This is a genomic window from Shewanella sp. TC10 (genome assembly GCF_009663145.1).
In the GTDB taxonomy this organism is placed as follows: domain Bacteria; phylum Pseudomonadota; class Gammaproteobacteria; order Enterobacterales; family Shewanellaceae; genus Shewanella.
The window spans coordinates 18,834-44,781 of record NZ_VKHR01000020.1; the positions used below are offsets into that span (position 1 = coordinate 18,834).

The 25,948-nt window shown below is 41.8% G+C and carries 17 protein-coding genes; 7 read left to right on the forward strand and 10 right to left on the reverse strand.

The window, feature by feature from the left end; translation table 11 throughout:
* Positions 1 to 68 precede the first annotated feature (68 nt).
* Both FNZ24_RS09000 and rapA read right to left on the reverse strand, forming a co-directional pair.
* Positions 69 to 1,019 (reverse strand): DUF3530 family protein, encoded by a 951-nt coding sequence (locus FNZ24_RS09000; protein WP_153914148.1) that lies wholly within the window; start codon positions 1,017 to 1,019, stop codon positions 69 to 71.
* Positions 1,020 to 1,111: 92 nt separating this feature from the next.
* Positions 1,112 to 4,018 carry an RNA polymerase-associated protein RapA gene (gene rapA / locus FNZ24_RS09005; protein WP_153914149.1) on the reverse strand — a complete coding sequence of 969 codons (2,907 nt, stop codon included), beginning with the start codon at positions 4,016 to 4,018 and terminating at the stop codon, positions 1,112 to 1,114.
* A gap of 345 nt (positions 4,019 to 4,363) precedes the next feature.
* Between rapA and FNZ24_RS09010 the strand changes: the two genes are divergently transcribed.
* Positions 4,364 to 5,758, forward strand: coding sequence for a PhoH family protein (locus tag FNZ24_RS09010; protein WP_153914150.1), 1,395 nt, complete (start codon positions 4,364 to 4,366; stop codon positions 5,756 to 5,758).
* A gap of 303 nt (positions 5,759 to 6,061) precedes the next feature.
* Here the strand turns inward: FNZ24_RS09010 and FNZ24_RS09015 are convergent, their stop codons facing one another.
* From FNZ24_RS09015 to FNZ24_RS09025, 3 genes are read right to left on the reverse strand one after another with little or no spacing between them, the layout of a single operon-like run.
* Positions 6,062 to 6,685 carry a bifunctional 4-hydroxy-2-oxoglutarate aldolase/2-dehydro-3-deoxy-phosphogluconate aldolase gene (locus FNZ24_RS09015; protein ID WP_153914151.1) on the reverse strand — a complete coding sequence of 208 codons (624 nt, stop codon included), beginning with the start codon at positions 6,683 to 6,685 and terminating at the stop codon, positions 6,062 to 6,064.
* Between the two features lie 8 nt (positions 6,686 to 6,693).
* Positions 6,694 to 7,644 carry a sugar kinase gene (locus FNZ24_RS09020; protein ID WP_153914152.1) on the reverse strand — a complete coding sequence of 317 codons (951 nt, stop codon included), beginning with the start codon at positions 7,642 to 7,644 and terminating at the stop codon, positions 6,694 to 6,696.
* Between the two features lie 27 nt (positions 7,645 to 7,671).
* Positions 7,672 to 8,007, reverse strand: a complete 336-nt coding sequence (locus tag FNZ24_RS09025) for a cupin domain-containing protein (RefSeq protein ID WP_153914153.1) — start codon at positions 8,005 to 8,007, stop codon at positions 7,672 to 7,674.
* 299 nt (positions 8,008 to 8,306) lie between these two features.
* Here FNZ24_RS09025 and FNZ24_RS09030 point away from each other — a divergent pair, with 299 nt between their 5' ends.
* The 3 genes from FNZ24_RS09030 (at position 8,307) to FNZ24_RS09040 (ending at position 13,441) form a co-directional block, all read left to right on the forward strand.
* The gene (locus FNZ24_RS09030; protein ID WP_153914154.1) at positions 8,307 to 10,469 is read left to right on the forward strand and encodes a heparinase II/III domain-containing protein; all 2,163 of its coding nucleotides are present in this window, start codon (positions 8,307 to 8,309) and stop codon (positions 10,467 to 10,469) included.
* A 1-nt stretch (position 10,470) separates the two neighbouring features.
* Positions 10,471 to 12,645 carry a heparinase II/III domain-containing protein gene (locus tag FNZ24_RS09035; protein ID WP_153914155.1) on the forward strand — a complete coding sequence of 725 codons (2,175 nt, stop codon included), beginning with the start codon at positions 10,471 to 10,473 and terminating at the stop codon, positions 12,643 to 12,645.
* Positions 12,646 to 12,955: 310 nt separating this feature from the next.
* Positions 12,956 to 13,441: a VOC family protein gene (locus FNZ24_RS09040; protein ID WP_153914156.1), complete on the forward strand. Its 486-nt coding sequence runs from the start codon at positions 12,956 to 12,958 to the stop codon at positions 13,439 to 13,441.
* An 88-nt stretch (positions 13,442 to 13,529) separates the two neighbouring features.
* On the opposite strand, the gene FNZ24_RS09045 is transcribed toward FNZ24_RS09040, so the two are convergent.
* Together FNZ24_RS09045 and FNZ24_RS09050 are read right to left on the reverse strand one after the other, a co-directional pair.
* Positions 13,530 to 14,903 carry an MATE family efflux transporter gene (locus FNZ24_RS09045; RefSeq protein WP_153914157.1) on the reverse strand — a complete coding sequence of 458 codons (1,374 nt, stop codon included), beginning with the start codon at positions 14,901 to 14,903 and terminating at the stop codon, positions 13,530 to 13,532.
* A 73-nt stretch (positions 14,904 to 14,976) separates the two neighbouring features.
* Positions 14,977 to 15,687: a FadR/GntR family transcriptional regulator gene (locus tag FNZ24_RS09050; RefSeq protein ID WP_153914158.1), complete on the reverse strand. Its 711-nt coding sequence runs from the start codon at positions 15,685 to 15,687 to the stop codon at positions 14,977 to 14,979.
* An 873-nt stretch (positions 15,688 to 16,560) separates the two neighbouring features.
* On the opposite strand from FNZ24_RS09050, the gene FNZ24_RS09055 reads away from it, so the two are divergent.
* Positions 16,561 to 17,274, forward strand: coding sequence for a FadR/GntR family transcriptional regulator (locus FNZ24_RS09055; protein WP_153914159.1), 714 nt, complete (start codon positions 16,561 to 16,563; stop codon positions 17,272 to 17,274).
* Positions 17,275 to 17,377: 103 nt separating this feature from the next.
* Here the strand turns inward: FNZ24_RS09055 and FNZ24_RS09060 are convergent, their stop codons facing one another.
* The gene (locus FNZ24_RS09060) at positions 17,378 to 19,153 is read right to left on the reverse strand and encodes a sodium:solute symporter family protein (protein WP_153914160.1); all 1,776 of its coding nucleotides are present in this window, start codon (positions 19,151 to 19,153) and stop codon (positions 17,378 to 17,380) included.
* A gap of 548 nt (positions 19,154 to 19,701) precedes the next feature.
* On the opposite strand from FNZ24_RS09060, the gene FNZ24_RS09065 reads away from it, so the two are divergent.
* Both FNZ24_RS09065 and FNZ24_RS09070 read left to right on the forward strand, forming a co-directional pair.
* Positions 19,702 to 20,955: an alginate lyase family protein gene (locus FNZ24_RS09065; RefSeq protein WP_153914161.1), complete on the forward strand. Its 1,254-nt coding sequence runs from the start codon at positions 19,702 to 19,704 to the stop codon at positions 20,953 to 20,955.
* Positions 20,956 to 21,526: 571 nt separating this feature from the next.
* The gene (locus FNZ24_RS09070) at positions 21,527 to 22,546 is read left to right on the forward strand and encodes an IS110 family transposase (RefSeq protein WP_153914190.1); all 1,020 of its coding nucleotides are present in this window, start codon (positions 21,527 to 21,529) and stop codon (positions 22,544 to 22,546) included.
* A 628-nt stretch (positions 22,547 to 23,174) separates the two neighbouring features.
* Here the strand turns inward: FNZ24_RS09070 and FNZ24_RS09075 are convergent.
* Positions 23,175 to 23,912, reverse strand: coding sequence for a fumarate reductase iron-sulfur subunit (locus tag FNZ24_RS09075; protein WP_153914162.1), 738 nt, complete (start codon positions 23,910 to 23,912; stop codon positions 23,175 to 23,177).
* Complete coding sequence (locus FNZ24_RS09080) at positions 23,912 to 25,900, reverse strand: fumarate reductase flavoprotein subunit (protein WP_153914163.1); 1,989 nt, start codon at positions 25,898 to 25,900, stop codon at positions 23,912 to 23,914. The genes FNZ24_RS09075 and FNZ24_RS09080 overlap by 1 nt, the downstream gene beginning before the upstream one ends.
* Positions 25,901 to 25,948: the final 48 nt, after the last annotated feature.

Below are 25,948 nucleotides of genomic sequence, written 5' to 3' on the forward strand. Positions count from 1 at the left end.
TGGCTTTAGTAGATTGAGTTGGATAGTTTCTGATTTGTTAGTGTTGAGACTAGTTACCATTGGCCGCGTTAGCGGCCAACGATTTTACGGGCAAACCCTTCAATATGTTTTAACGCTTCCTCCCAACCACCTTGATGATTAAGATCTAACTGCAATAAGTATTGACGATAGTGGTGGCTCGACTTGATTTGATTTTGTTGTTTGCGCACTTCAGCTTCTGTAATCGACACTCGGTTCGCATTGGCTGACTGTAAATCTAATATGGGAATATCGAGCTCTTTTAGTTGCATTGCAATTGATAAGTCACGATTCTGCTCATCGATTAGCTGCTCAAATTCACGGTAAGGATTGATCACAACGAGTAAATCCGGTTTGGCTAATTTGTCTTGATGCAGCAAATTAACCACCATTCCAGCACTGTCATCTGCCACAATTAGTATACGTTTTCCTGGGTATTGAGCACCGATCCCATCAAGTTGTGCTAGGCATTCGTTAATGACATTTTGCTGAAAATTTCTGAGCTCTAATAATTGGGATGAGCTGTATTTAGGCGTCATTTGGTGCGCATCTAATTCAATTTGTTTTTCGCCCGCTTTGGTAATTTGATCTGCTGAGGTGGCAAAGTTAGGACGATATAAGCCTCCGGTGGGCTTTAAACTGATTGTTGCCCAGCCCTTTGATGGGACTTCTTGGCGTAAATAACGAATAAAGCCTCGGCCACTGGCTCCTGTATCAGAAGGGCCTACCAAAAACACAGCGCCTCGTTGCTTTTTACCTTCCCAAGGTTTAACTAATACCTCGACCGATTTATCTTGAACTGTGATTTGTTGTTTTTCATTATCACTTACAGGGGTAAATACGCTTTCAGATAATAGGCTTACGCTAAATAGGTTGGCGTGTAAAAAGTGTGCGCTGTAAGCATTGAATGATAATAAGCTTAACGAGAACACTAAGCTCATTAACACCGTTAAGCCTTTAAAGTAACTGGAGCAGAATTGAAGTAATTGGGTTATTTTCATCTTGATAGCTTATTGTTAAAACCTGTTGTTCCAATACAAAAAAAGCCCTGTACTAAAGAAGTTCAGGGCTTTTACTTCATGTTAACAGTGTATTATACGTGGCTAACTAATACCATTCTAATAGCATCTAGCTGGAATTGACTATCATCAATGTAGCTATTTAGCTCAGCCATTTGATTGCGAATGTAGTCTAACTCAGAGTCACGAATGTTTGGGTTAACCGCTTTAAGTGATTCTAAACGAGTTAACTCGCCTGTGAGTTGTTGAGTCATTTTCTCACGTGCTTGCTCGACTAGTTCAGCTAAAGCAGTTTGTGCTTGCTCTTCGCCTTTAGCCAATAATGGATGCAAAATTGGTTGAGAAGCGTTTACAAGTTTACTGGCAATATGACGATTAACCGCGCTTAGTTGCTTATCAAAGCTTGCATAATCAACTTTATCCGACAGGTTTTGACCATTTTTATCCAATAGTACTCGAATAGGTGTAGGCGGCATGTAGCGGTAAAGCTGTGATGACTTGGGTGCTGTGACATCTGCCATATAAATTAGCTCTAAAAACAAAGTGCCAGCAGGTAAGGCTTTGTTTTTAAGTACCGCAACACTGGTAGTGCCGGTTTCAGAATCTGTGATTAAATCTAATGCCGTTTGTACCAGCGGATGTTCTTGTGAAATGAATGCAATATCGTCACGTGACAGTGCAGTTTCACGATCGAACGTCACAGATACGCCATCTTCAGGCAAACCTGGATAAGATGGGAACAACATGTGCTCGCTTGGACGCAATACAATTGAGTTTTCACCGCGATCTTCTTGATCTACACCAATGATGTCCCATAAACGAATGACTGAACCGATTAAGTGGGTATCAGAGTCGCGTTCAGCTAAACGCTCAACCAATTTCTTCGACTGCTCACCGCCATGAGAGTTAATTTCTAATAACTTATCACGGCCTTGCTCCATCGCTTGCTTAAGCTCTTGGTAACGAGTTTGGGTGTGATTGAGTAATTGGGTCATTAACTCTGGATTGGCATCGTTAAGCACTGCTGTCAATTCGTCAGCAAACTCAGAATAAAGCACATGACCACTTGGGCAGGTTAGCTCGAATGAGTTAAGGCCTTGATGGTACCAATTCATTAAGCGTTCTTGAGCGGTATCTTGAAGATATGGCAAGTGGATTTGGATATCGTTTTGCTGACCAATACGATCTAAGCGACCGATACGTTGCTCAAGTAAATCTGGATTTAAAGGCAAATCGAACAGGACTAAGTGACTGGCGAATTGGAAGTTACGTCCTTCAGAACCAATTTCAGAGCAAATCAGTGCCTGCGCACCGCCTTCTTCTTGGGCGAAGTAAGCACCTGCTTTATCACGTTCGATAATCGACATGCCTTCATGGAATACCGTTGCCTGAATGCCTTCACGAGTACGTAGGGCTTCTTCAAGACTTAAAGCGGTTTCAGCTTGGCTGGCAATAATCAGCACTTTTTTACTGCGATGCTCTTTTAAGAAATCGATTAACCAATCTACGCGAGGATCAAACTTCCACCAACTGGCACTGTCGCTTTCAAAGGCTTGATAGAGCTTTTCTGGGCTCAAAGACTGTTTAGCTTGATCTTGCGGTGACTTTTTAGAACCCATCATGGCATTAACTCGCTCAGCAGTAATGTACTCCTGGGGCATCGCTAATGGGTGTGGATTAAAGAATCTTTGTGGGAAACCACTCACAGAAGCGCGGCTATTACGATATAAAATACGACCCGTGCCGTGACGGTCGAGTAGTTCTTGTAATAACTCATCGCGAGCAGCTTGCTTCACGTCATCAGCCACATCTTCAGCCTGAATAACATTAATGCTAGGCATAATGTCTTTTTCGCTCAGCAGCTCGGTTAAGCTGTTGATGGCGCTATCAGCCAGCTGAGTATTAGCTGTCAGTGCTTCTGCGGCTTCAGCCACACTTTGGTAGCTTTTTTCTTCTTCAAGAAACGCTTCGTAATCATAGAAACGATCAGGATCAAGCAGGCGCAGACGCGCAAAGTGACTTTGGTGGCCAAGTTGATCAGGGGTTGCAGTAAGCAGTAACACACCAGGTACTTCTTCACTTAATGCTTCAACAATTTGGTAAGCGCGGCTTGGGGCTGTTTCGCTCCACTCTAAATGATGGGCTTCATCTACCACCATTAAGTCCCAATCAGCATCGATAGCTTGCTCTAAGCGTTTTTTCTTACGTAATAGTTCAAGAGAGCAAATGACCAGCTGCTCAGTATAGAAAGGGTTGTCATTATCAGCGTAAGCTTCAACACAGCGGTCTTCATCAAAAATTGAAAACTTTAAGTTAAAGCGGCGTAGCATTTCGACTAACCACTGATGGCGCAAGGTATCAGGCACAATCACTAAAATACGCTCAGCACGGCCAGTCAGTAATTGTTGATGAATGATCAAACCGGCTTCAATAGTTTTACCTAAACCAACTTCATCAGCCAGTAAAACACGCGGCGCGTAACGGCGACCTACTTCATGGGCGATCCACTGTTGATGAGGAATTAACCCAACGCGAGGGCCTTGCTGACCCAGTAAGTCAGAGGTAGCTAATTTATGGCGCAATAGCTGACTTTGATAACGAATACCAAAACGCTCTAAACGGTCGATTTGACCTGCAAATAAGCGATCTTGAGGCTTATTAAAACGAATATTGTGGTTCAATAAGGTTTCACGTAAACGAACACTTTCATTCGTTTCACTGTGAGTGCCGATATAGGTCACTAAACCATCTTTTTCTTCGACTTCATTGACGGTAAGTTTCCAGCCTTCATGGCTTTCAATTGAGTCACCTGGATTAAAAATAACACGAGTTAATGGGGCTTCATCGCGAGAAAACAGGCGGTTTTCATCGGCGGCAGCAAACAGTACGGTTACCATGCGTCCTTCGACGGCGACAACAGTACCTAAACCTAGTTCTGACTCGGTATCACTAATCCAGCGTTGACCTAAAGCAAACGGCATTTTTTACTCTCATTGGGGACTGATTAAAACAAAGGGCGCGTATGTTATAACAAACGCTACTAGATTTAAATTCTAGCAGCGATTTAAATATTCATGATGGTCAATTTTATTTAACAGCGGCAGAATTTGACACAATTTTGTCATCTAAATGACATCTTTATTCCCCTAAACTGGCTCAGTAAACATCCGATTAACTATTGAGAGTTAGTAAGTTTACTGGCATAGTTTGATTGTGCATTAGCAGAAAATATCTGCCATAATAAATTTATTATATTCTTAATATCAGGAGTTTAAGTTAGATTAATCCCTTAGTTACCCAATTGCATTGAGCACTCTGGAGGCGCCATGGAACATAACGACAGAAAGTTGTTTGTACTGGATACCAATGTGTTACTGCATGAACCTTTAGCGATATATTCGTTTAAGGAACATGACGTAATCATCCCAATGACAGTGTTAGAAGAGTTAGATAATATTAAGGACAGAAAACACGACATCAGTCGTGATGCAAGAGTCGCCATTAGAGCATTAGAAGATATCCTCGGGGGTAAAACCTCACCAGAACAAATCCTTAACGGTGTATCACTCCCAGCTCGCGAAGGCCATTTAGACGTTTCAGGTAGTTTATCCATTTTCCCAGACCATCAAATCGATTTTACAGCAGGCGATCTGCCCGGTGATAACAACGATAACCGCATCATTAATACTGCACTTCATCTACAAAAATTACATCATCCAAGACAAGTCGTATTGGTGACTAAAGACATCAATATGCGTCTTAAAGCGAAAGGTGCGGGTATTGAGCGGGTCGAAGATTATCGTACCGATCAGTTAATTGATGACATTCGCTTTTTAGCAAAAGGTTTTTATCAATTTGAAGGTGACTTTTGGGGCAACGTCGACAAAGTGTCAACAGACAGAGTCGGCGGCAAAACAGTCCATCAAGTTAATATTGAAGAAGTAGGGAACGAACCATTTTATAAGAACCAATATCTTATTGATGAAGCCACTGAATTTTGCGGCAAAGTGGCCAGTCGAACAGATTCTCATTTAAATATTATTGATTACGGCCGCGACAGACTTGAGCACTTGCAAGCTTGGGGGATTAAACCGAAAAACATTTATCAAGGCATGGCGCTAAATGCTTTATTAGATCCGGACATTGACTTAGTGATCCTGACAGGGCCTGCTGGGTGCGGTAAAACCTTAATTGCCATGGCTGCAGCACTTGAACTTGTGGTGGAGCAAAAGCAATACGAGAAGGTCATCGTGACTCGTAATACACCTGAGATTGCCGAATCCATTGGTTTTTTACCCGGTACAGAAGAAGAGAAAATGGCGCCTTGGCTGGCGGCGATTACCGATACGCTTGAGGTGTTGCATAAAAATGATGTTAACCCAACAGGCAGCATGAATTACATCATGGAAAAAGCCAACGTGCAGTTTAAGTCGATAAACTTTATGCGTGGCCGATCGATTCAAAACTCTGTGGTGATACTAGATGAATGTCAGAACTTAACGGCGTCACAAATTAAAACCATGATTACCCGTATGGGTGAGGGTACTAAGTTAGTGTGTTGCGGTAATTTATCGCAAATTGACTCGACTTATCTCACCGCGGTGACTTCGGGATTAACCTATATTGTAGAGCGCTTTAAAGATTTTGAAGGCAGCGCTAATATTTATCTTAACGGAGTGGTTCGCTCTCGTTTAGCTGAATTTGCTGAGGAGCATTTATAGCAAGTAGCAAGTAGCAAGTAGCAAGTAGCAAGTAGCAAGTGTGAGTTAATGATTAAGGCATCATTTTCAAAATCATTTTCACAAACCATTAAGCCATCGGTTTTCATCGATGGCTTTTTTGAACAATCGATTAGAACCAATTGACTTGTATTAACTGACTTGTATCAACTGACTTGTGATCTAATTTAGAGGCATAAAAAAACACTGATGTTCTAAAGAACAATCAGTGTTAAGTTGTCTGCTGATGAATCAGACTAGCGCCGAGGGAACAGCATTATTTTTGTTGTTAATTATTTACTTGCCTTACGCTACGTGGGCAACCGCTTCTTTGACTAATTGTCCAATTTCATCCCATTGACCGTCTGCAATCATTTTTGGCGGTAACATCCAAGTGCCACCACAAGCCAGCACAGCTGGAATCGCTAAGTATTTGTCAACATTGGCCAGACTCACACCGCCAGTAGGCATGAACGATACTGGATAAACTGCAGTTAATGCTTTAAGCATAGGGATGCCGCCAGAAGGCTCAGCAGGGAAAAACTTAACAGTTTTTAGGCCCATTTCCATAGCTTGTTCAACTAAACTTGGGCTGTTTACACCAGGAATAATCGGAATGTTTTTATCTAAGCAGTACTGGACAACTTTTGGGTTAAATCCTGGGCTAACAATAAAATCAACACCAGAATCGATAGCATCATCAACTTGTTCAGGAGTTAAGATTGTACCAGCGCCAATTAACATATCAGGAAAGGTTTCACGCATATTACGAATTGCTTGTGATGCACAAGCTGTTCTGTAGGTCACTTCTGCGCAATTCATGCCGTTTTCAACTAATGCTTTTCCTAGCGGGATTGCATCATCAGCGTTTTCAATCGCGATAACTGGGATAACTTTTAATTGAGATAACTTTTCATTTAATGTTGGCACAATACTTCTCACTTATTACTAGAATTCAAAAGGCTTAAATTAGGCATGGCTTGCGGGCTAATGATGGCGCCAGCATATTGAATAACCGTTCCTGCTAGCGTGTGGCCAGCTTTGGCTGCATCTTCGGTTGTTCCGCCAGTGAGTCTTTTGGCAAGATAGCCTGCACTGAAAGAATCACCTGCTGCCGTGGTATCAACCACCTTGTCTACTAAGGTGGCAGCTACGCTGATGCGATCATCAGGTGTGATAACCAAACAAGGTTCACTACCTAATTTGACAACGATTTCACTCACGCCAAGTTCTACAGTGCGCGAAATACATTGCTCAACATCGGTATCACCATACAGCGCCTGTTCATCTTCAAAGGTTAAACAGGCAATGTCAGTTAATGCCAGCATGGTTTTATAGCTCGCAATCGCCTCAGACTTGTTTTGCCATAATTGTGGTCGATAGTTATTGTCGAAAATAACTTGGCCACCTTTTTGTTTGAACTGTTTTAATACACTGAACAATACGCTACGGCTTTCAGCGGTAAGAATCGCGAGTGAGATCCCGCTTAAATAAATGGCATCAAATTCGAGTAACGATTCTGCAAGTTGATTACTGCCGGCTTGCTCAAATAAAAATTTGGCTGCAGCATCATTGCGCCAATAAAAAAACGAGCGCTCGCCGCTATCGTCAGTCTCAATGTAATACAAACCTGGCTGTTTACCTTCGACATGTAATACATGGTCTGTATTGATGCCTTCGGCTTGCCAAGTTGATTTCATTGCCGTGCTGAAAGGGTCGTGGCCTAACGCGGTAACATAATAGGTCGCTAAATTGGCATCTTGGGTAAGGCGAGCTAAATACAATGCGGTATTTAGTGTGTCTCCACCAAAGTTTTGCGCTAGCATTTCGCCTGATGGCCTTAGCTCAACCATGCATTCGCCAATTATCGCAATTTTTTGATTTTTCATATTCAAGTGCCTATTTAGGGTTATCTGTTACTTAAGAAAGTCTTCTCTTGAAGGCGAGAACACATCGACCAATACACTGTCTTGTTCTAATGCCACGGCGCCATGTTCGAAATGCTTACGCGCAATAAATGCATCGCCAGGATTCAATATTTGTTTTTCGCCGTTTATTTGTGCTTCAAACTTTCCTTGAACCACATAGCCAATTTGATCATGTATCTCATGGGTGTGCGGAGTGCCAACTGCACCCTTGTCGAAACACACATGAACAACCATTAAATCGTCAGTAAAACCAACAATTTTTCTTTTAATTCCTTCTTCAATCACTTCCCATGGATGTTCATCAGCTTTAAAAAATACGTTCATCTTGTCGCTCCAAAGGGTTTTAAAAACATTGCTAATCATCAATATTTGTTTATCATAATGCTTACTTTTGATTTGTAATACAATATGTTTTTATTTGTGTGAGCTAAATCAAGTATTATTTATCGACAGATAAGTAAGATATTTATCTGTAAAACGTTGTATACCTTGAATGTTGGGCAGGTGGTTGCGAATGTGATCAAGTTCATTTTTCTGGTAGGATTAGATATAACTATAACGCGTATTGTATTACTTTATGTCCAGCTCTTAAATTTCATGACTGTAAAAAGGTGACTAAACTTATGGCAACGCAACCAATATTGCTAACTGAAGCCGAGATTTCACTGTTAAGTAAAGAAGTCGGTCGTTCAAGCTTGATGGGTAAAACCATTGCAGCTAATCAAAAAGACGTCGATGCATTTATGCAACTGCCTATCGATATTCCAGGGCATGGTGAAGCGGGCGGGTATGAGCACAACCGTCATAAGCAAAACTACACGTATATGAACTTAGCGGGTCGTTTATTCCTGATCACTAAGCAGCAAAAATATGCTGATTTTGTCATCGAAGTTTTAGAACAATATGCAGATAAATATCTGACCTTTGATTTTCATGTTCAGAAGAATACCAATCCAACGGGTCGTTTATTTCACCAAATTCTCAATGAGCATTGCTGGTTGTTTTACACCAGTATTGCTTACTCTTGTGTTGTTTCAGAAATGAGCGAAGCGCAGCAACAACGCATTAAAGAACGTATTTTTGAACCTATGCTAGATATGTTCACTGTTAAATATGCTCATGATTTTGACCGCATTCATAATCATGGCATATGGGCGGTAGCCGCAGTGGGAATATGTGGCTTAGCCATTGGTAAGCGCGAATATCTAGAACATGCCGTTTACGGGTTAGACCGTGATGATACTGGCGGTTTCTTAGCGCAAATCTCACAATTGTTTGCGCCATCGGGTTATTACATGGAAGGCCCGTATTACCACCGCTACGCGATACGTCCTACTTGTGTATTTGCCGAAGTCTTGCATCGCCATATGCCTGAAGTCGATATTTACAGCTACAAAGATGGCGTGATTGGCAACACTGTGCAGGCTTTACTTTCTACTGCTTACCCTAATGGTGAATTCCCAGCATTAAACGATGCATCTCGCACTATGGGCATTACTGATATGGGCGTTCAAGTGGCTGTGAGTGTTTATAGCAAGCATTATGGTTTAGATGACAACCTATTAGGCATGGCAAAAATTCAAGATGCGGTGTGGATGCACCCATGTGGTTTAGCCTTATCGCAAGCATTTGAACAAGCGAGCCAAGAGCGTGACATTGGCATGCCATTCTGGCCGAGTGTTGAGCTTAACGAAGGCCCTGAAGGTCAAAGCGGTGCACAAGGTTTTATCCGTATGCAGGATAAAAAACAAGACGTGTTCCAGTTGGTGATGAACTACGGTCAACACGGTATGGGTCATGGTAACTTTGATACTTTAGGTATCACTTACTTTAATCGTGGCCAAGAAGTGTTGCGCGAATACGGCTTTGGTCGCTGGGTCAACGTTGAGCCAAAATTTGGTGGCCGTTACCTAGATGAAAACAAGTCTTATGCTCGTCAAACCATTGCTCATAACTTAGTGACGATAGATGAAACCTGTCAAAACTACTTTGATGTCGCCCGCGCAGATAGCATTCATGGTATTCCGCACTTCTTTACTGTCGACAGTGATGACATTAAAGGTATGAGTGCATTTGCCAATGACCATTACGATGGTTTTACCATGCAGCGTAGTGTGTTTATGCTTAACATTGATGAGCTAGAAGCGCCGTTACTGTTAGACCTTTATCGCTTAAACGGTGAAGGTGAACATCAGTACGATTATTCACATCAATACGATGGCCAAATTATTCGTACCAACTTCGATTACACCACCCATAAAGAGCTCGATACCTTAGGTGACAAAGACGGTTACCAACATTTATGGCATGTGGCAGACGGTAAAGTAAATGACACAGCATTAGTTAGCTGGCTGCAAAATAACAATTACTACACTTGGTTAGGCACAAGCTCTAACGACAATGATGAAGTTATCTTTACCCGTACAGGTGCCAATGACCCAAGCTTCAATTTACGTAGTGAGCCAGCATTCACCTTACGCAGCAAAGGTGGCAATACGTTATTTGCTTCAGTATTAGAAACGCACGGCTATTTCAATGAAGAGTTTGAGCAGTCTGTCAGTGCTCGTGGCCAAGTTAAAAACATCAAAGTGATTGGTCATAACGAAGTGGGCTCAGTTGTTGAAATTGAAACGGCCAATACAGTGGTGACAGTAATGATTAGCAACCAAGCGGATGCGATTAATACCACTGAACATCATATTGACTTCAACGGTCAAACTTATACTTGGACTGGCTTTTATGCTGTTTCAAGTCATGCAATCTCAGCCCCAGCGCAGGAGAAGTAAGATGAGCTATCAACCATTATTAATTAGCTTTGATGAAGCCATCGAGCTGCGTAAAGAATTAGGTAAAAATACATTACTGGGTAATGCCTTAAGCCGTGACATTAACCAAACTGATAGCTACATGGCTGAAGTTGGCATTGAAGTGCCTGGTCACGGTGAAGGTGGCGGTTATGAGCATAACCGTCATAAGCAAAACTATATCCATATGGATCTTGCTGGCCGTTTGTTCTTAATCACCGAAGAAACTAAATACCGTGATTACATTGTCGACATGCTTACGGCATACGCGACCGTGTACCCAACACTTGAAAGTAACGTTAGTAAGGACTCTAACCCTCCGGGTAAATTGTTCCACCAAACGTTAAATGAAAACATGTGGATGCTATACGCCTCTTGTGCTTATAGCTGCATTTACCACACCTTAAGTGACGATCAAAAACGTTTAATCGAAGATGATTTATTAAAGCAAATGATCGAAATGTTTGTGGTGACTTATGCTCACGACTTCGACATTGTGCATAACCATGGCTTATGGGCTGTGGCTGCTGTGGGGATTTGTGGTTACGCCATTAATGACCAAGAATCAGTGGATAAAGCGCTATATGGCTTAAAGCTTGATAAAGTCAGCGGTGGTTTCTTAGCTCAGCTAGACCAATTGTTCTCTCCAGATGGCTATTACATGGAAGGGCCTTATTATCACCGTTTCTCACTGCGCCCAATTTACTTGTTTGCCGAAGCGATTGAGCGTCGTCAGCCTGATATTGGTATTTACCAGTTCAATGATTCAGTGATTAAAACCACGTCTTATGCAGTATTTAAAACCGCATTCCCAAACGGTTCTTTACCAGCATTAAATGATTCATCGAAAACGATTTCGATTAACGATGAAGGCGTGATCATGGCAACATCTGTATGTTTCCATCGTTACGAGCAAACTGAAACCTTGCTAGGTATGGCAAACCATCAACAAGATGTATGGGTCCATACTTCAGGTCAAACCTTATCAACAGCGGTCGCTAATACAGACAATATTAAACCGTTTAACTGGGGGAGTTTGTTTGTCACCGATGGTCCTGAAGGCGAGAAGGGCGGCGTGAGTATTTTACGTCACCGTGATGCTCAAGATGATGACACCATGGCGCTGATTTGGTTTGGTCAGCATGGTAGTGATCATCAGTACCATTCAGCGTTAGATCACGGCCATTATGACGGTTTGCATTTAAGCGTGTTTAATCGCGGCCATGAAGTATTAAACGATTATGGCTTTGGCCGTTGGGTGAACGTTGAGCCGAAATTTGGCGGCCGTTATATCCCAGAAAATAAATCATATTGTAAGCAGACCGTTGCTCATAACACTGTGACTGTTGACCAGAAAACCCAAAATAACTTCGATACCGCAACTGCCGAATCTAAGTTTGGTCAGAAGCACTTCTTTGTTGCTGATAACCCGGCACTACAAGGCATGAGCGGCATCATCAGTGATTACTATGATGGTATTACTATGCAGCGTAGCGTGATTTTGGCTGAGCTGGCAGAGTTTGAAAAACCATTAGTGATTGATGTTTATTTAATTGAAGCTGATGCTGAACATCAATATGACTTACCAGTGCATTACTCTGGCCAAATTATCCGTACGGATTTTGACTACAAAGTTGAAAGTAAACTGCGACCATTAGGTGAAGACAATGGCTACGAGCATTTATGGAATGTCGGTAGCGCTGATGTTGAAGCCAGTGCATTAGTGACTTGGCTGCACGACAGCAGTTATTACAGCTTGGTCACGAGCGCCGTTGAGCACAGTAAAGTGATTTTTGCGCGTACAGGTGCCAATGACCCAGACTTCAATATGCGCAGTGAGCCTGCGTTAATTATGCGTCAATCGGGCAAAAACCATGTGTTTGCCTCAGTACTTGAAACCCACGGTTACTTTAACGAATCAACTGAAGCATCATTGAATGCGCGTGGTGAAGTGAAGTCAGTTAACGTGATGGGCCATGACGACATAGGTACAGTTATTCGCATTGAAACAGTTAAAGGTAACGACTACTACTTTGCTATTTCAAACGAAGCAGAAGCTAAACATGCTGAAACCCGTACAGTGAAGTTTGATTCTCACTACTACACTTGGACAGGTGCTTTTGCCCAAGTAGAGCCAACAGGTGAAGAGCCAGCATAAGCGGGTATAAACTTGATACTAAAATGGGAAGCAATGGCTTCCCATTTTTATTGGGCGTATTTCGGGGTAATCAAGGCCATCATTAGGATGTTGAGTTAAAGCGATGCATTGAATAACCCTAGTAGGACTGAACCATAAAAGTTGTGATAAACGCAATTTGTGATAAATGCACGTGTTATAAATGCAACCTGTGATAAATAAAAATAATCATTTTGATAAAATCTAATAATTTTTATTTATTCCAAGCTAGGCTTAATATTACCTCATCGAAACAAAACACGGTTTCACTTAATAGAATTTGAGGTAAGTTATGAAAATGAATCACGTCGGTATCATGGTTGGCGACATGGACACAGCTGTTGAGTTTTACACTAAAGCTTTAGATATGAAGGTTGTCATGGGCAACACTAAAGTGAAAGAAGAACGTGAAACGGCTATTGGTAGAATGTGTATCGCGGTATTTGGTGAAGGTTTTAAAGGCTTTAACATTGCTCATTTACTTACATCAGACGGCATTGGTTTTGAGCTTTTTGAAATGAAAGAGCGTCAACAGCGTCACGAAGTAGACTTCTCACGCATTGGTATCTTCCACTTTTGTTTGCAAACTGATGATTTTCACGGTGTTATCAAACGCACTCAAGCGCTTGGTGGTAAAGTCCGTATGGACATCATGCGTTACCATCCAGAAAGCGATAACAACACCGCACAAATGGTTTATTTAGAAGACCCATTTGGAAACTTATTTGAATTATATTCGCACACGTATGAAGAAACATACGCAGCTGAATACGAGTAAACCTGATGCTGCAAAAAGGGCTAACTGAGAAGTTAGCCCTTTTTTTATGTGTGCCCGTCCTGAGATAAGCTGAAGCCTTGAAATCATGTTAATAACTGAGTTTTTCAGCATCATGGTGGCTAAATTCTTTTACCGCTTTTCTAGCTAAAAATCGAAATGGAAATGCTTTAATGATCTCCTCAAAAGGCTGAATCGCAAATGCCCAGAAGATTGATGCGTCAAAGTACAAAATAAGCAGAGCACACAGCGGAATTGATACCACCCACTGACCAGTGAAGTTGATTTTAAATACTGCAGTGGTATGCCCCATGGCTCTGAGCACATGGCCATGCACTGTGTTGTATCCGCGAACCAAAGGCAAAATAATATAAATTGGCGCTATGATGGCTAATGCTTGGTAGGTTTCATCGGCCATATCAGGATAAATATCGGCAATCCAAAAACTTAATACAAAAAAGAACCCCATAGTGGCCAATGATATGGCCACTGCAAGCCTTATGCTGATATTAACGTTTTCTTCTAAATCGTTGAGCTGTTTAGAGCCAATGGCTTGGCTGATAGAAATTGCGGAAGAGTGCGCCCAAGCCGTTATAAATTGCCCGCCAGCTCTCATCCAAGGTAAAACAAGGGTAATAGCCACATACGCATTAATCGATAACTGTGAGTAAAGCAGTTGATAGACACTCACACCAATAGACAGCATGGTGACATTGGCTGCCACAGGGAAAATCTCAATAAAATGCTTGCGCATATTAGCGAAACCTTCTTGGATATTGACTGCTAGTTTTAGATTGAGGTTATCTAGGGTGGAGACGCAAAGACCAAGGTAAATAAAACGCACGAAAATAGCGACTAGACTACCCATTGCGGCGCCGACAACGCCAAGTTCAGGTGTGAATGCCGTGCCGTATATGAAAGCGTATGACAAAACTGCGTTAATAGGGAGTTCAATCAAATAGCCTTTAAACGCGATTTTGGTTTTACCTAAGCTATTAAATAGCGCAATAAAAACTTGAGTAACAGCATTAAAAAGCACTACGTACTTGGCCACACTTAAGTAGCGCAGCACTTCAGCCTGTAAAGCAGCATCCTGAGTAATGAGCGCGACGATGGATTCTTCAAATAGCAGAAGTACAGACCAAAAGAGTAATGCGACAGAGAAATTGATACTCATACCGGACCAGCATGATTTGGTGAGTGCCAGGGCATTTTTAGACCCTACAGCTCTACTCATCACCAATTGTGAACCATTAGCCAGTGCCATTTGAATGCCCATGATAAAGGCGACAATCGTGGTTGCTATCCCCATTGCAGCCAAAGGGATTTCTCCCAGTGGCGACACTAATAGGGTATCGATCATTAACATTGATTGCATCAGCAGGGCGTTTAACGCTAAAGGCCAAGCTAATGCAATGTTACTGCGTACGTATGGGTTGCGAATATAGCGATTAATGAGCTGCATGGTTACCAACAATCATTAATGGGTTAATCATGAATTCTTCCTTGAATCTAAGCCTCTGCAAATGGCTGAAAAACTATACAGCAGGCACCTCTGAGAATCGTTGGTTGTCGTCTTTTAATAATTGCTGACAATAACTACGTGCTTGATCAGCGTCACCAGACATAATTGAGTCATAAATGCCTTTGTGCTCATTAATACAAAAACGGCCACCTTCAGCTGAATGGTCAATAAACAGTTTAAATATGGTGGTTAAGATATTGCCGAACGGGATATAAAATTGGTTCTCAGTCGATAAATAAATGGTTTGGTGGAACAGGTGGTCATTAATTGTCCATTGCTCATAGTCAAACTCTTCAGCAGCTTTAATCATATTTTGCATATAAACCGACAATTGTTTACGTTGCTCAATGGTGGCGTAGCTTGCCGCTAACGCACAGGCTTCAGGCTCAATGGCCTTGCGTAGACCTAAGAATTTGCTTAAAAAGACTTCGGTGTTTTCAAGCCCTTGGATCCAATCTAATAACTGTGGATCGAGAAAATGCCAGTTAGCCCTAGCTCTTACCGTGGTGCCCACTTTAGGTCGTGATTCTATTAAGCCTTTAGCTGACAATAATTTAGTTGATTCACGTAATGCTGTGCGGCTTACACCGAACATGTCACATAATTCCATTTCACAAGGAAGTCGCTGCAATGGTTTTATTTCACCGGACAATATTTTACGGGCAATTTGTCTAGCAACTTGCACGTGGACTCGTCTGCTTGAATCTTCAACTTGTATGAACATGATCTTACGATCCTTTTAAATATAAAATTGACAAAAATATCAATGAGATAAGAACATTGGCTAACAAAAATACTGACGGCGCAATTCGTTCAATACAGTGTTCGTCACAGATAGTTATAAAAGTGGTGTAGCTGGCTGATAACAATAACCCGTAGTGAGTTTATTGCTTTAAAGGCTGTTATAGAGCGGGGTATTTTTGAGTCTGAAATATCAAACCCAGTTATATACCTTAACAATTGAATGAGCATAAAACGCCAGTGATACAGATCTTGGCAAAAACTTAACGCCCTATAGGTTAAGAATAGACCTATTATCTGGACTTACAGCACTCATCATTTCCTGTTGTATTATACTACAATATGTAAAGGTCTTATAAAACATGTTTATGTTATCAAGGGGGGTAAAAAGTTGTCGTAACTCACATATATAAATAAAATTTGTATTTTTATCTATTTTATTTAATCACTTTTTCCTACTGAAATTAGCTTGAAACTGCTCCTTATTGTCCTACAAATTGATGTTTTCTATAAGTGTAAAGATTGAGCATTAGTTAAGTGATTCAGTTCTAACAAGTTTGTTAGCTTTATGTCGCTTAACATGCATAACTGACAAATTGATCAAAAATTGTAAAGTAATGATAGTTATGAAAAAGAAACAAGCTTGCCTTTCTATGAGTTGTTCGATTCACATTTTATATTGTCATCTGCCATTTTAAGCCTTAACGAACTGGTTGGTATTTGTATGATTTAAATAGAGTGTTAGTCATTAAACTTGTTATAAAACAGTCGTAAAGTGCAAATCGCTATCATTTTAGTCTTATATTTATCATGCTATATTACGCCGATAATCCCAAAAACAGCGTTGTATAAGCAAATGACGAATGGCTTCAATTCTATTTCAGGGGCTAAACGTAGTTTACATTTACACGTTGCCCGCGAAATCGCTCGAGCGATCCTTTCAGGTGAATTACCTCAAGGCAGTATCATTCCAAGTGAAATGGTATTGTGCGAACAATTCGGTATTAGCCGAACGGCATTGAGAGAAGCAGTGAAATTACTGACTTCTAAAGGTTTATTACAGTCACGTCCTAAAATCGGTACTCGCGTTGTTGATAAAAGTAATTGGAACTTTTTAGATCCGCAATTAATCGAGTGGATGGAAGGGCTGACTGATATTAATGACTTCTGTAATCAATTTTTAGGTTTTCGTCGTGCAATTGAGCCAGAAGCCTGTGCATTAGCTGCGCAAAATGCCACGGTTGAGCAACGAAAAGAGTTGTCTTCAGTGTTTCAGAAAATGAGTGAATTAAACTCGGCGCCTGAGTTAGACATCGAAGCATGGATTGAAATCGATATTCAATTCCATCGGATTATTTTCTTCTCTACAGGTAATGACTTTTACCTGCCTTTTGGCAATATTCTTACCACCATGTTTGAGCACTTTATTGCTTATTCATCTGAAGAAGGTGGCACCTGCTTTAATGAACATAGATTGATTTATGAAGCCATTATGAGTGGTGATTCGACTAAAGCCCGCGCAATATCTCAAGAGCATTTACAGTCAATCAATCATCGGATTAAAGAGTAAGATAGCTTGTTAATTTGACATAAAAAAACGCAGACCTAGGTCTGCGTTTTTTGTTGGGTTAGATAATAGATTAACCACCTATTATCTAAGACCATTATTGGTATTACTTAGCTTCTGCTTCTGCAGCAGCTTCGTCCTCAATTTTGCTATCAACAGCATTGACTAACAGTAAACCAACCGAGAGCACAATCGCACCACATAATACAAATATCATACGTGACCAGAATGGATTCGGTAGCAGGAACATTGCCATAACAAAGATACCAGCGACAGCGATTAACGTACCTAACATACGACGTTGCTTGTTATCCAGTTGCTTTTGCGCATTGCCTTCAGAAACCAGTGGTGTCGCTAAGTTCTCAAAAAACTTATCAACATTTTTCTGACGTTCTTCAGTTAACGGCTTGTAGAACAATGTTGATAGGACGAAGAAACCTGCTGTAAACACAACGTGTGCCATAAGGCCGATTGCAACAGTTAAGTCTGACCACTCACGTCCTGTTAAGGCTTGTTCAAGACCCAGTGCGTTTTCTACCATTTCAGCGGTAATAACGAAACCGACAATGTAAGAAACAAAACCACCGACAACCAGTGTTCCCCATGCTGCCCAGTCAGGTGTTTTCTTGATGAAGAAACCACAGAATGCTGGAATAGTCATTGGGAAGCCAATCAAGGCACCCACATACATCATGGTATCAAATAGGCTTAACCCTTTAAGCGAGTTAATAAATAACGATACTAAGATAATCGCAATACCGAAGAAGGTTGAAGTCAGTTTAGACACTAACATCAATTCTTTTTCACTGGCATGCGGTCGTACAACTGGCTCGTAGAAGTTTTTAACAAAAATACCTGAGTTACGGTTAAGGCCTGAATCCATAGATGACATGGTTGCCGCAAACATGGCTGCAATCAATAAACCTACCATACCGACTGGCATGTATTCTTGTACGAAGTATAGGTATGCAAAGTCTGCCGCTTTACTGCCTGCTTCAGGGTATATAGCTGTTAAATCAACGCCTGAACCCGCTAAGTACCAGCTTGGTAGGAACCAAATCACTGGACCAATACTCATTAGAATACAGGCAAGCAATGCTGCTTTTCGTGCATTTTTAGAATCTTTAGCCGCTAAGTAACGGTACGAGTTCAACATGTTGTTGGTAATGCTGAACTGCTTTAAGAAGATAAATACAGCCCAAACACCAAAGATACTTAAGTAGTTAAGATCGCCGCCAGATACAAATGAATCTGTCGGGAAGTTATCGATAATATTAGTGATACCACCGCCATGAACATAAGCCATTACCGCACAGGTAATAGTCACAGCCATGATGATAACCATTTGCATGAAGTCAGATGCGATAACCGCCCACGACCCACCTGTAACTGACATGACGAGTACAACCAAGCCTGTTAGAACAATGGTGGTGGTCATATCAAAGCCGAAGATACCAGAAGCAATAATAGCAAGACCGTTTAGCCAAATACCGGCAGTAATGACACTGTTTGGCATGCCTGTCCAAGTGAATACTTGTTCGTTGGCATTACCAAATCTCATACGAATGGCTTCAATTACTGTCACTACACGTAGTTGACGGAATTTAGGTGCGAAGTAGACGTAATTCATTAAGTAACCAAAAGCATTGGCTAAAAAGAGAATCGCGACACTAAAGCCATCGGTGTAGGCTTTACCAGCTGCGCCTGTAAACGTCCAAGCGCTGAATTGAGTCATGAAGGCCGTAGCACCGACCATCCACCACAACATACTTCCGCCCCCACGGAAATAGTCACTGGTATTGCTTGTAAATGTGCGGAACATCCATCCTATTGCAATTAAGAATAGAAAGTAGACTCCTACTATGACTGTATTTAGCTCCATTTTTATAACCTTTTCTAAGAGTAAATCTATGGGAACCAACTTCAGCGCAATGCTGAAAAAACTTTAACAACCAACTTTTTAAGGCTGAATTTTATAAAGTGCTTATGTAAATCATTGATAATTTACTGTTATGCGCATATCAGAGGCTAGGCTTGTAGCGACTGTGGCCTCGTAAAAATGATGAGGGCGCATACTGTCTATTCAGAAAGGCTAAGCAATACTTGTATTGTCGTTAACTCAATTAATAGTAACCGCTGTCTATTAGAGTAACTACATCATGTCCCCATGAACTTAACAAAGGTTGCTCGATGGCTTTCGATTAATTATCTAAAAATGATATTAACATAATACAATATCAATTGTGAGATACGTATCAAATTTCGTTGCAGTATTTATCTAAAAATATTAAGTTTTCTCTCAAGTTGTTGGTTTTTATGGTTTTTGGGTGTTGTTTTTTCATTATTTTAAATTATATTTCATGATCTAACTCACTGAACTGTGGTTAATGTATGCTATATTTGTATTACTTAATAAGTAAGGGGAAGTAAATGAAAGGTTCAAAATCAGCTTTTGCAGTTGCATGTTTAAGTGCTTTGGTGAGTAGCTCAGCCCTATCGGCAAATTTTGTGTTCTTAGATGAAGTAAGTTTAGCCCAAAGCCGTACTTTGCTTCATTCAGAAAATGCTCCTCAATCAATGCAGCACAGTTATAAGCAACTCATAGAAGAGGCTGATATTGGCAAGCAAGCGACTATTTTCAGTGTTGCTCATAAAGGGTTTACACCCCCTAGTGGTGATAAAAATGATTATATGAGTATTAGCCCATATTGGTGGCCTGACGAATCTAAAGCAGACGGACTGCCTTGGATACGTTTTGATGGTAAAACCAATCCAGCTTCAAAGTCTGATGAAACCGATTCGGTCCGTATTGGGAGATTTACCCGTACAGTACGTGCTTTAGCATTGGCATATTATTTCAGTGAAGACGAAGCTTACGCCAACAAAGCGATTGAGTTAGTGCGCGCTTGGTATATAGATGAAGATACACGCATGAATCCCAATGTGAACTTTGGGCAAGGTGTGCCAGGTGTCGCTGATGGTCGACGCAGTGGTTTGATTGATACACGCACTTTAGTAGAACGTAATTTAGATGCGATAGCTATTTTATCTCAGTCGACTACTTGGACTGATAAAGATGAAGCTGGAATTAACCAATGGTATAGCGATTACTTAGATTGGCTTATTGAAGATGATTTAAGCGGCGGACCAAAAGGTGAAGCTTATGCGCCTAATAACCATGGCACTTGGTACGATTATCAAATGGCTGGCATTGCCTACTTCCTAGGAAATAGTCATTTAACTAAACAAATGGTGCAAAAGGGTAAAGTGCGCATTGATACTCAATTTGCTGAAGATGGCTCACAACCCCATGAAGCGCAGCGAACTCGCTCTTATCACTATCATTACTTTAGTTTAGATCCGCTAGTGGGCATTGCTCAGTTAGGAGACAAAGTGGGCGTTGACTTGTGGCACTATGAAAATGATCAAGGCGTATCCTTGTCAAAAGGTATCGAATTCATGGTGAAATACAATGACCCTAAAGCCAGCTGGCCTTTCCCTGAAAAAGACAGCCGCCGAATTGCACGTATGTCACCTATTTATTTAAAAGCAGGTCAAGCACTAGATAACCCGCAATGGATTAACTTGGCGAAAGATACTGATTTTAGTGATTACAGCGTGAGTAAAAACTTAGCTGAAGTATGGGCACAGCGTGAAATTGAGTTATTGTACCGTTCAAACTAACTGACTCTGTCTGCTTCAAAATGAAAAGCGAATACTGAAATAAGTATTCGCTTTTTAGTTTCAGGGACTTTTGATTACACAGAGTTGATTGCACGAAATTGTTCACAAAGAGTTGATTACAAAGAATTGTTCACCCAGTAATGAATTATTGTGGGTTCATAAAATAAAGTCGTGGCGCTTAGTTCACACCTGATTTAGACCGTAAACTTCCTTTCTGTATTTCCAAACTCCGTTTGGATAAAGGTCGTGGCGCTTCGCCCACACCAGAGCAAGAAGGGTGAAACTGCTCACCCCTCTTGCATCTCCCCAGCAGCCCCGGCGAAATTTTCTGAAAAGCGAAAGATTTCCAACGGGGGATTGATCCAGCTTTAAACTTCATTTGTTGATAGTTTCGGTCTTTTTTATTGTTAAGAGTAAAAATGCTAACGCTTCCGATGGTGCATCTGAAGTAAATGGATTTACGAATGTCACGATGGCATGGATAATGGAATGGACCCATCCACTTTTAATCGGCCTCGCAATGGGCCACGATGTAGTTGCTAAAACTCATCAGAAAGAGGACGGGTCCACTATGAACATTACTACAATTGGTCTTGATATCGCAAAGTCTGTTTTTCATTTTGTTGGCGTTAATAAAGCCGGAAAGCTYGTCAAAAAGAAGATAATTAAGCGAAAAGAGTTAGTACTTTTTCTTGCTCAAATAGAACCTTGTCTTGTTGTGATGGAAGCCTGTGGTGGCGCAAATTACTGGGCTAGAGAGTTTGAGAAAGTGGGTCATCAAGTCAAATTGATAGCGCCTCAGTATGTCGTGCCCTACAGACAGGGAAATAAGAATGACTATAACGATGCACTTGCGATAGCTGAAGCAGCGCAACGRCCTAACATGCGCTTTGTAGAACCAAAACCTATAGAACAACAAGATATTCAGATGTTGCATCGAATGAGAGAAAGGCTAAACAARCAATCGACAGCACTGATTAATCAGGTTAGAGGGATGCTTGCTGAGTACGGCATTATTATCACAAAAGGAAAAGCGTCTTTTAGGTCAAAGCTACCTGATATTCTAGAAAATGCTGATAACGAATTAACAGCCAGAGGCCGAAATATTTTCTATCAACTGTACGAAGAGTTTAATGATATTGAGCGAAGGCTTAAAAGTTGTGACGTTCAAGTTCAACAAGAGATGAAGAACAATCAAGTATGCCAACGTTTGGAGAGTGTGCCTGGCATTGGCCCTGTTACCGCAACGGCATTTTATGCCGCTGTTGGAGAAGGTAAAGATTTTACCAACGGCAGACATTTTTCAGCATGGTGCGGTCTAGTCCCCAAGCAACATAGCAGTGGTGGAAAAAATAATTTGCTTGGTATTAGTAAGCGAGGAAATGCTTATTTGAGAACGCTATTTATCCACGGGGCAAGAGCGGTTCTTTACCATAGTGAGGCTAAAGGGGATAAATTTAGTCGCTGGGCAACCGCACTTGCAGAAAGACGTGGCTTTAACAGAGCTTGTGTTGCCGTCGCGAACATGCTTGCACGGATAGCGTGGGTTATAGCAGCAAGAGAAGATGAATATCGTATCGCTGCTGCATAAAAGTAATCATTAACGCGCTAACAATTAGTTTTACCAACCACCAAGTTGCCAAGATAATTRAATTGATGATGAGACAGTCAGACTGTTCTACTTAAAACCTTCGCCTGGCATTGGCTCTAAAGAAGCCGTAAGGATGATAAGGAAAGTAGAAGCAAATATCCATCAGGGCCAGAGGWGTACCTCAATAACAGGCCGAATATATGGGTGCAATGAACTATTCTCAAAGTCGATATTAAATATCTTGCAAACCGGATGGGTCCATATATGCCAAGTTAGCTTTCGTTAGGCCACGGATGGCCTATCGGAAGCGTTAGGCCTTTTCGGCAACGGCCGAAGCAGGCACACATGAAGTTTGAAACTGGATCGAACCCCATCGAAAATTATGCGTTTTTCAGCATTTTTCGTCTGGGGCGCTGAGGGTTTCCAAAGGGGCGCAAGCGCTTTGCCCCTTTGGTCTGGTGTGGGCGAAGCGCCACGACTTTGGTTTGTTCAAATAGCAATCAAGGAATAAGGCAAAGCTTATTCCATATGCCAACCGCTATTTAATCAAATAGTTAATAACCAAGCCCATCAACAAAAAAGCCGCTGAACATTGCTGTTTAGCGGCTTTTAAATGTTTAGCTACAAATTAGCAGCTAACAATAGTCTGCGCCATTTTACGGCGTAAATAGGCAATTTGCTGCATGTGAGGTAAATCTTTCGGACACGCATCCTGACAACCTAGTAAGGTCATACAACCAAACACGCCATCTTGATTACCAATAACATGATAGAAGTCTTCAGCACTACGGGTATCACGGCTGTCCATTTCAAAGCGGGCGATTTTCATCATACCAACCGCGCCAACAAAGCTGTCTTTCATTTGCTTAGTCGCACACGCAGATACACAGACACCGCACTCCACACAACGTTCTAACTCATACAATTTCGCCGCTTCAGCAGGATCCATTGGAGACTCTAAACGATGGATATCAATATCATTCGCATCAGGTTGTAGCCACAATTGTAAACGCTCAGCAAGCTGACGCATAAACTTGCCTGTGTTAACCGATAAGTCGCCAATCAGTTCAAAACCTGGCAATGGCATCAGTTTAATTTTTCCATCAGGAAAATTAGCCGTTAGCGTGCGACAAGCCAAGGTGGGTTTGCCATTAATCACCATGGCACAACTGCCACAAATACCCGCGCGACAAACAAAATCAAATTGCAACGATGGATCTTGCTGCTCACGTAACAAGTTCAATGCAATAAACACCGTCATACCTGGCGCTTCGGTGATCTCGTAAGTCACCATTTTTGGCTTGTCATTTGGATCTTGCGGATCATAACGAAAAATTTCAAAACTAATCGTACGTGGGCTAGTCATTACTTCTCTCCCGACACAGCAATCGTGTCACTTAATCTTTCATTACGAGGACGTAATGTTTCAGGTAAATCAAATGGCATAATCGCCGCTTGCTTATCAAAACGATCTGCATCTTCACCTAGTTCTGCAAGGATGTTTGCGATCTGAGTTTCACGTTTTGCAGTATCAGGATGCGCTACGGCATTATCATTACCGTAACCACGATAACCTGGTGGTAATTCCATTTTCATTACATCAAGCTGCTCGTAACTTAACGTCGGCTCTAATGCATTTTCATTAGGCCAAGTGGATAGTGTTCGGTTAAGCCACTCTTTGTCGTTACGTTGTGGGTAATCTTCACGGGCATGGGCACCGCGGCTTTCTGTACGAGCATTAGCACCACAGGCAACAGTTAAAGCAACACGTAACATACGCGGTACGCGCAATGCTTCCACTAGCTCAGGATTGGCATGACGTTTCTTACATTTAAGGCCAATATTTTTGCTACGCTGCAGCAAGTCTTTTAACTCGGTAATGGCTTTTTCAAGCTCAGTGCCATTACGGAAAATGCCCACGTAATCCATCATAATGCGTTGCATGGCGAGCTTAATTTCAAACACATTTTCAGTGCCGTCGCCTACAAGTAAGTCATCAATTTCAGCTTGTAACTTGCTCATGCTGTTATCAATCACTTGAGTGTTGATTTCAAGCGTGTTTTTCTCACAATAATCGGCCACATATTTTCCGATTATCATGCCGCCCACAACGGTCTCAGCCAGTGAGTTACCGCCTAAGCGGTTAAAGCCGTGCATATCCCAACAGGCTGCTTCACCGACACTGAATAAGCCTGCAAGTTGCGGGCTTTCACCAGTTGCATTAGTGCGGATACCGCCCATAGAATAATGCTGTGTTGGCCTAACCGGGATCCAATCTTTTGCAGGATCAATCCCTAAGAAGTTTTCACAAATCTCTTTCACTTCACGTAAGTTGGTTTCAACGTGTTTGCGGCCAAGCAAGGTAATATCAAGCCATAAATGTGGCCCATACGGACTATCAACCCCTTTGCCTTTTCGCATATGTTCGGTCATGCGACGAGAAACCACATCACGTGATGCGAGTTCTTTCTTTTCAGGCTCATAGTCTGGCATAAAGCGATGACCATCTTTGTCACGCAATAAGCCACCATCACCACGACAACCTTCTGTGGTTAAAATCCCCACAGGTACAATCGCTGTTGGGTGGAACTGCACCGCTTCCATATTACCTAAGCTTGCTACACCTGAATCCAGCGCTAATGCTTGGCCAATACCTTCACAAATAATAGCGTTGGTCGATACTTCATAAATACGACCATAGCCGCCCGTAGCAATCGTGGTTGATTTACCAATATAGGCACGTAGCTCTCCCGTCACTAAACAGCGCGCAATCACACCGTGACAGCGTTTGCCATCATGGATAAGCGATAGTGCTTCAATGCGCTCATGAACAGGAATGTCCATTTCAATGGCTTTGTTATCAACGGCATATAACAGCGAATGTCCGGTGCCATCAGCGGTATAACAGGTACGCCACTTTTTAGTGCCGCCAAAATCACGTGCATTGATTAAACCATGGGCTTTTTCAGCTTCAGTAATTGTCACCTTTTCAGCATTCACCACCACTTGGCGATCGCCCGCGGTAATACGCGACCAAGGTACGCCCCAATTAGCCAGTTCACGCACAGCTTTGGGCGCACAATGAGCAAACATTCGCGCTACGTCTTGATCGCAGCCCCAGTCAGACCCTTTTACGGTATCTTGGAAATGAACATCTTCATCATCGCCCATCCCTTTAACCGTGTTGCCAAGGCTGGCTTGCATGCCACCTTGTGCTGCAGCTGAGTGAGAACGCTTAGCGGGAATTAGCGATAACACCACAGTGTCTAAACCACGCTCTTTTGAAGCAATAGCCACACGTAAACCAGCAAGGCCTGCGCCGACGACTAATGAGTCTGTATAAATAATTTTCACGGATACTCCTTAAATACGTTATGAGCCATGAATGCAATGCACCCAGGT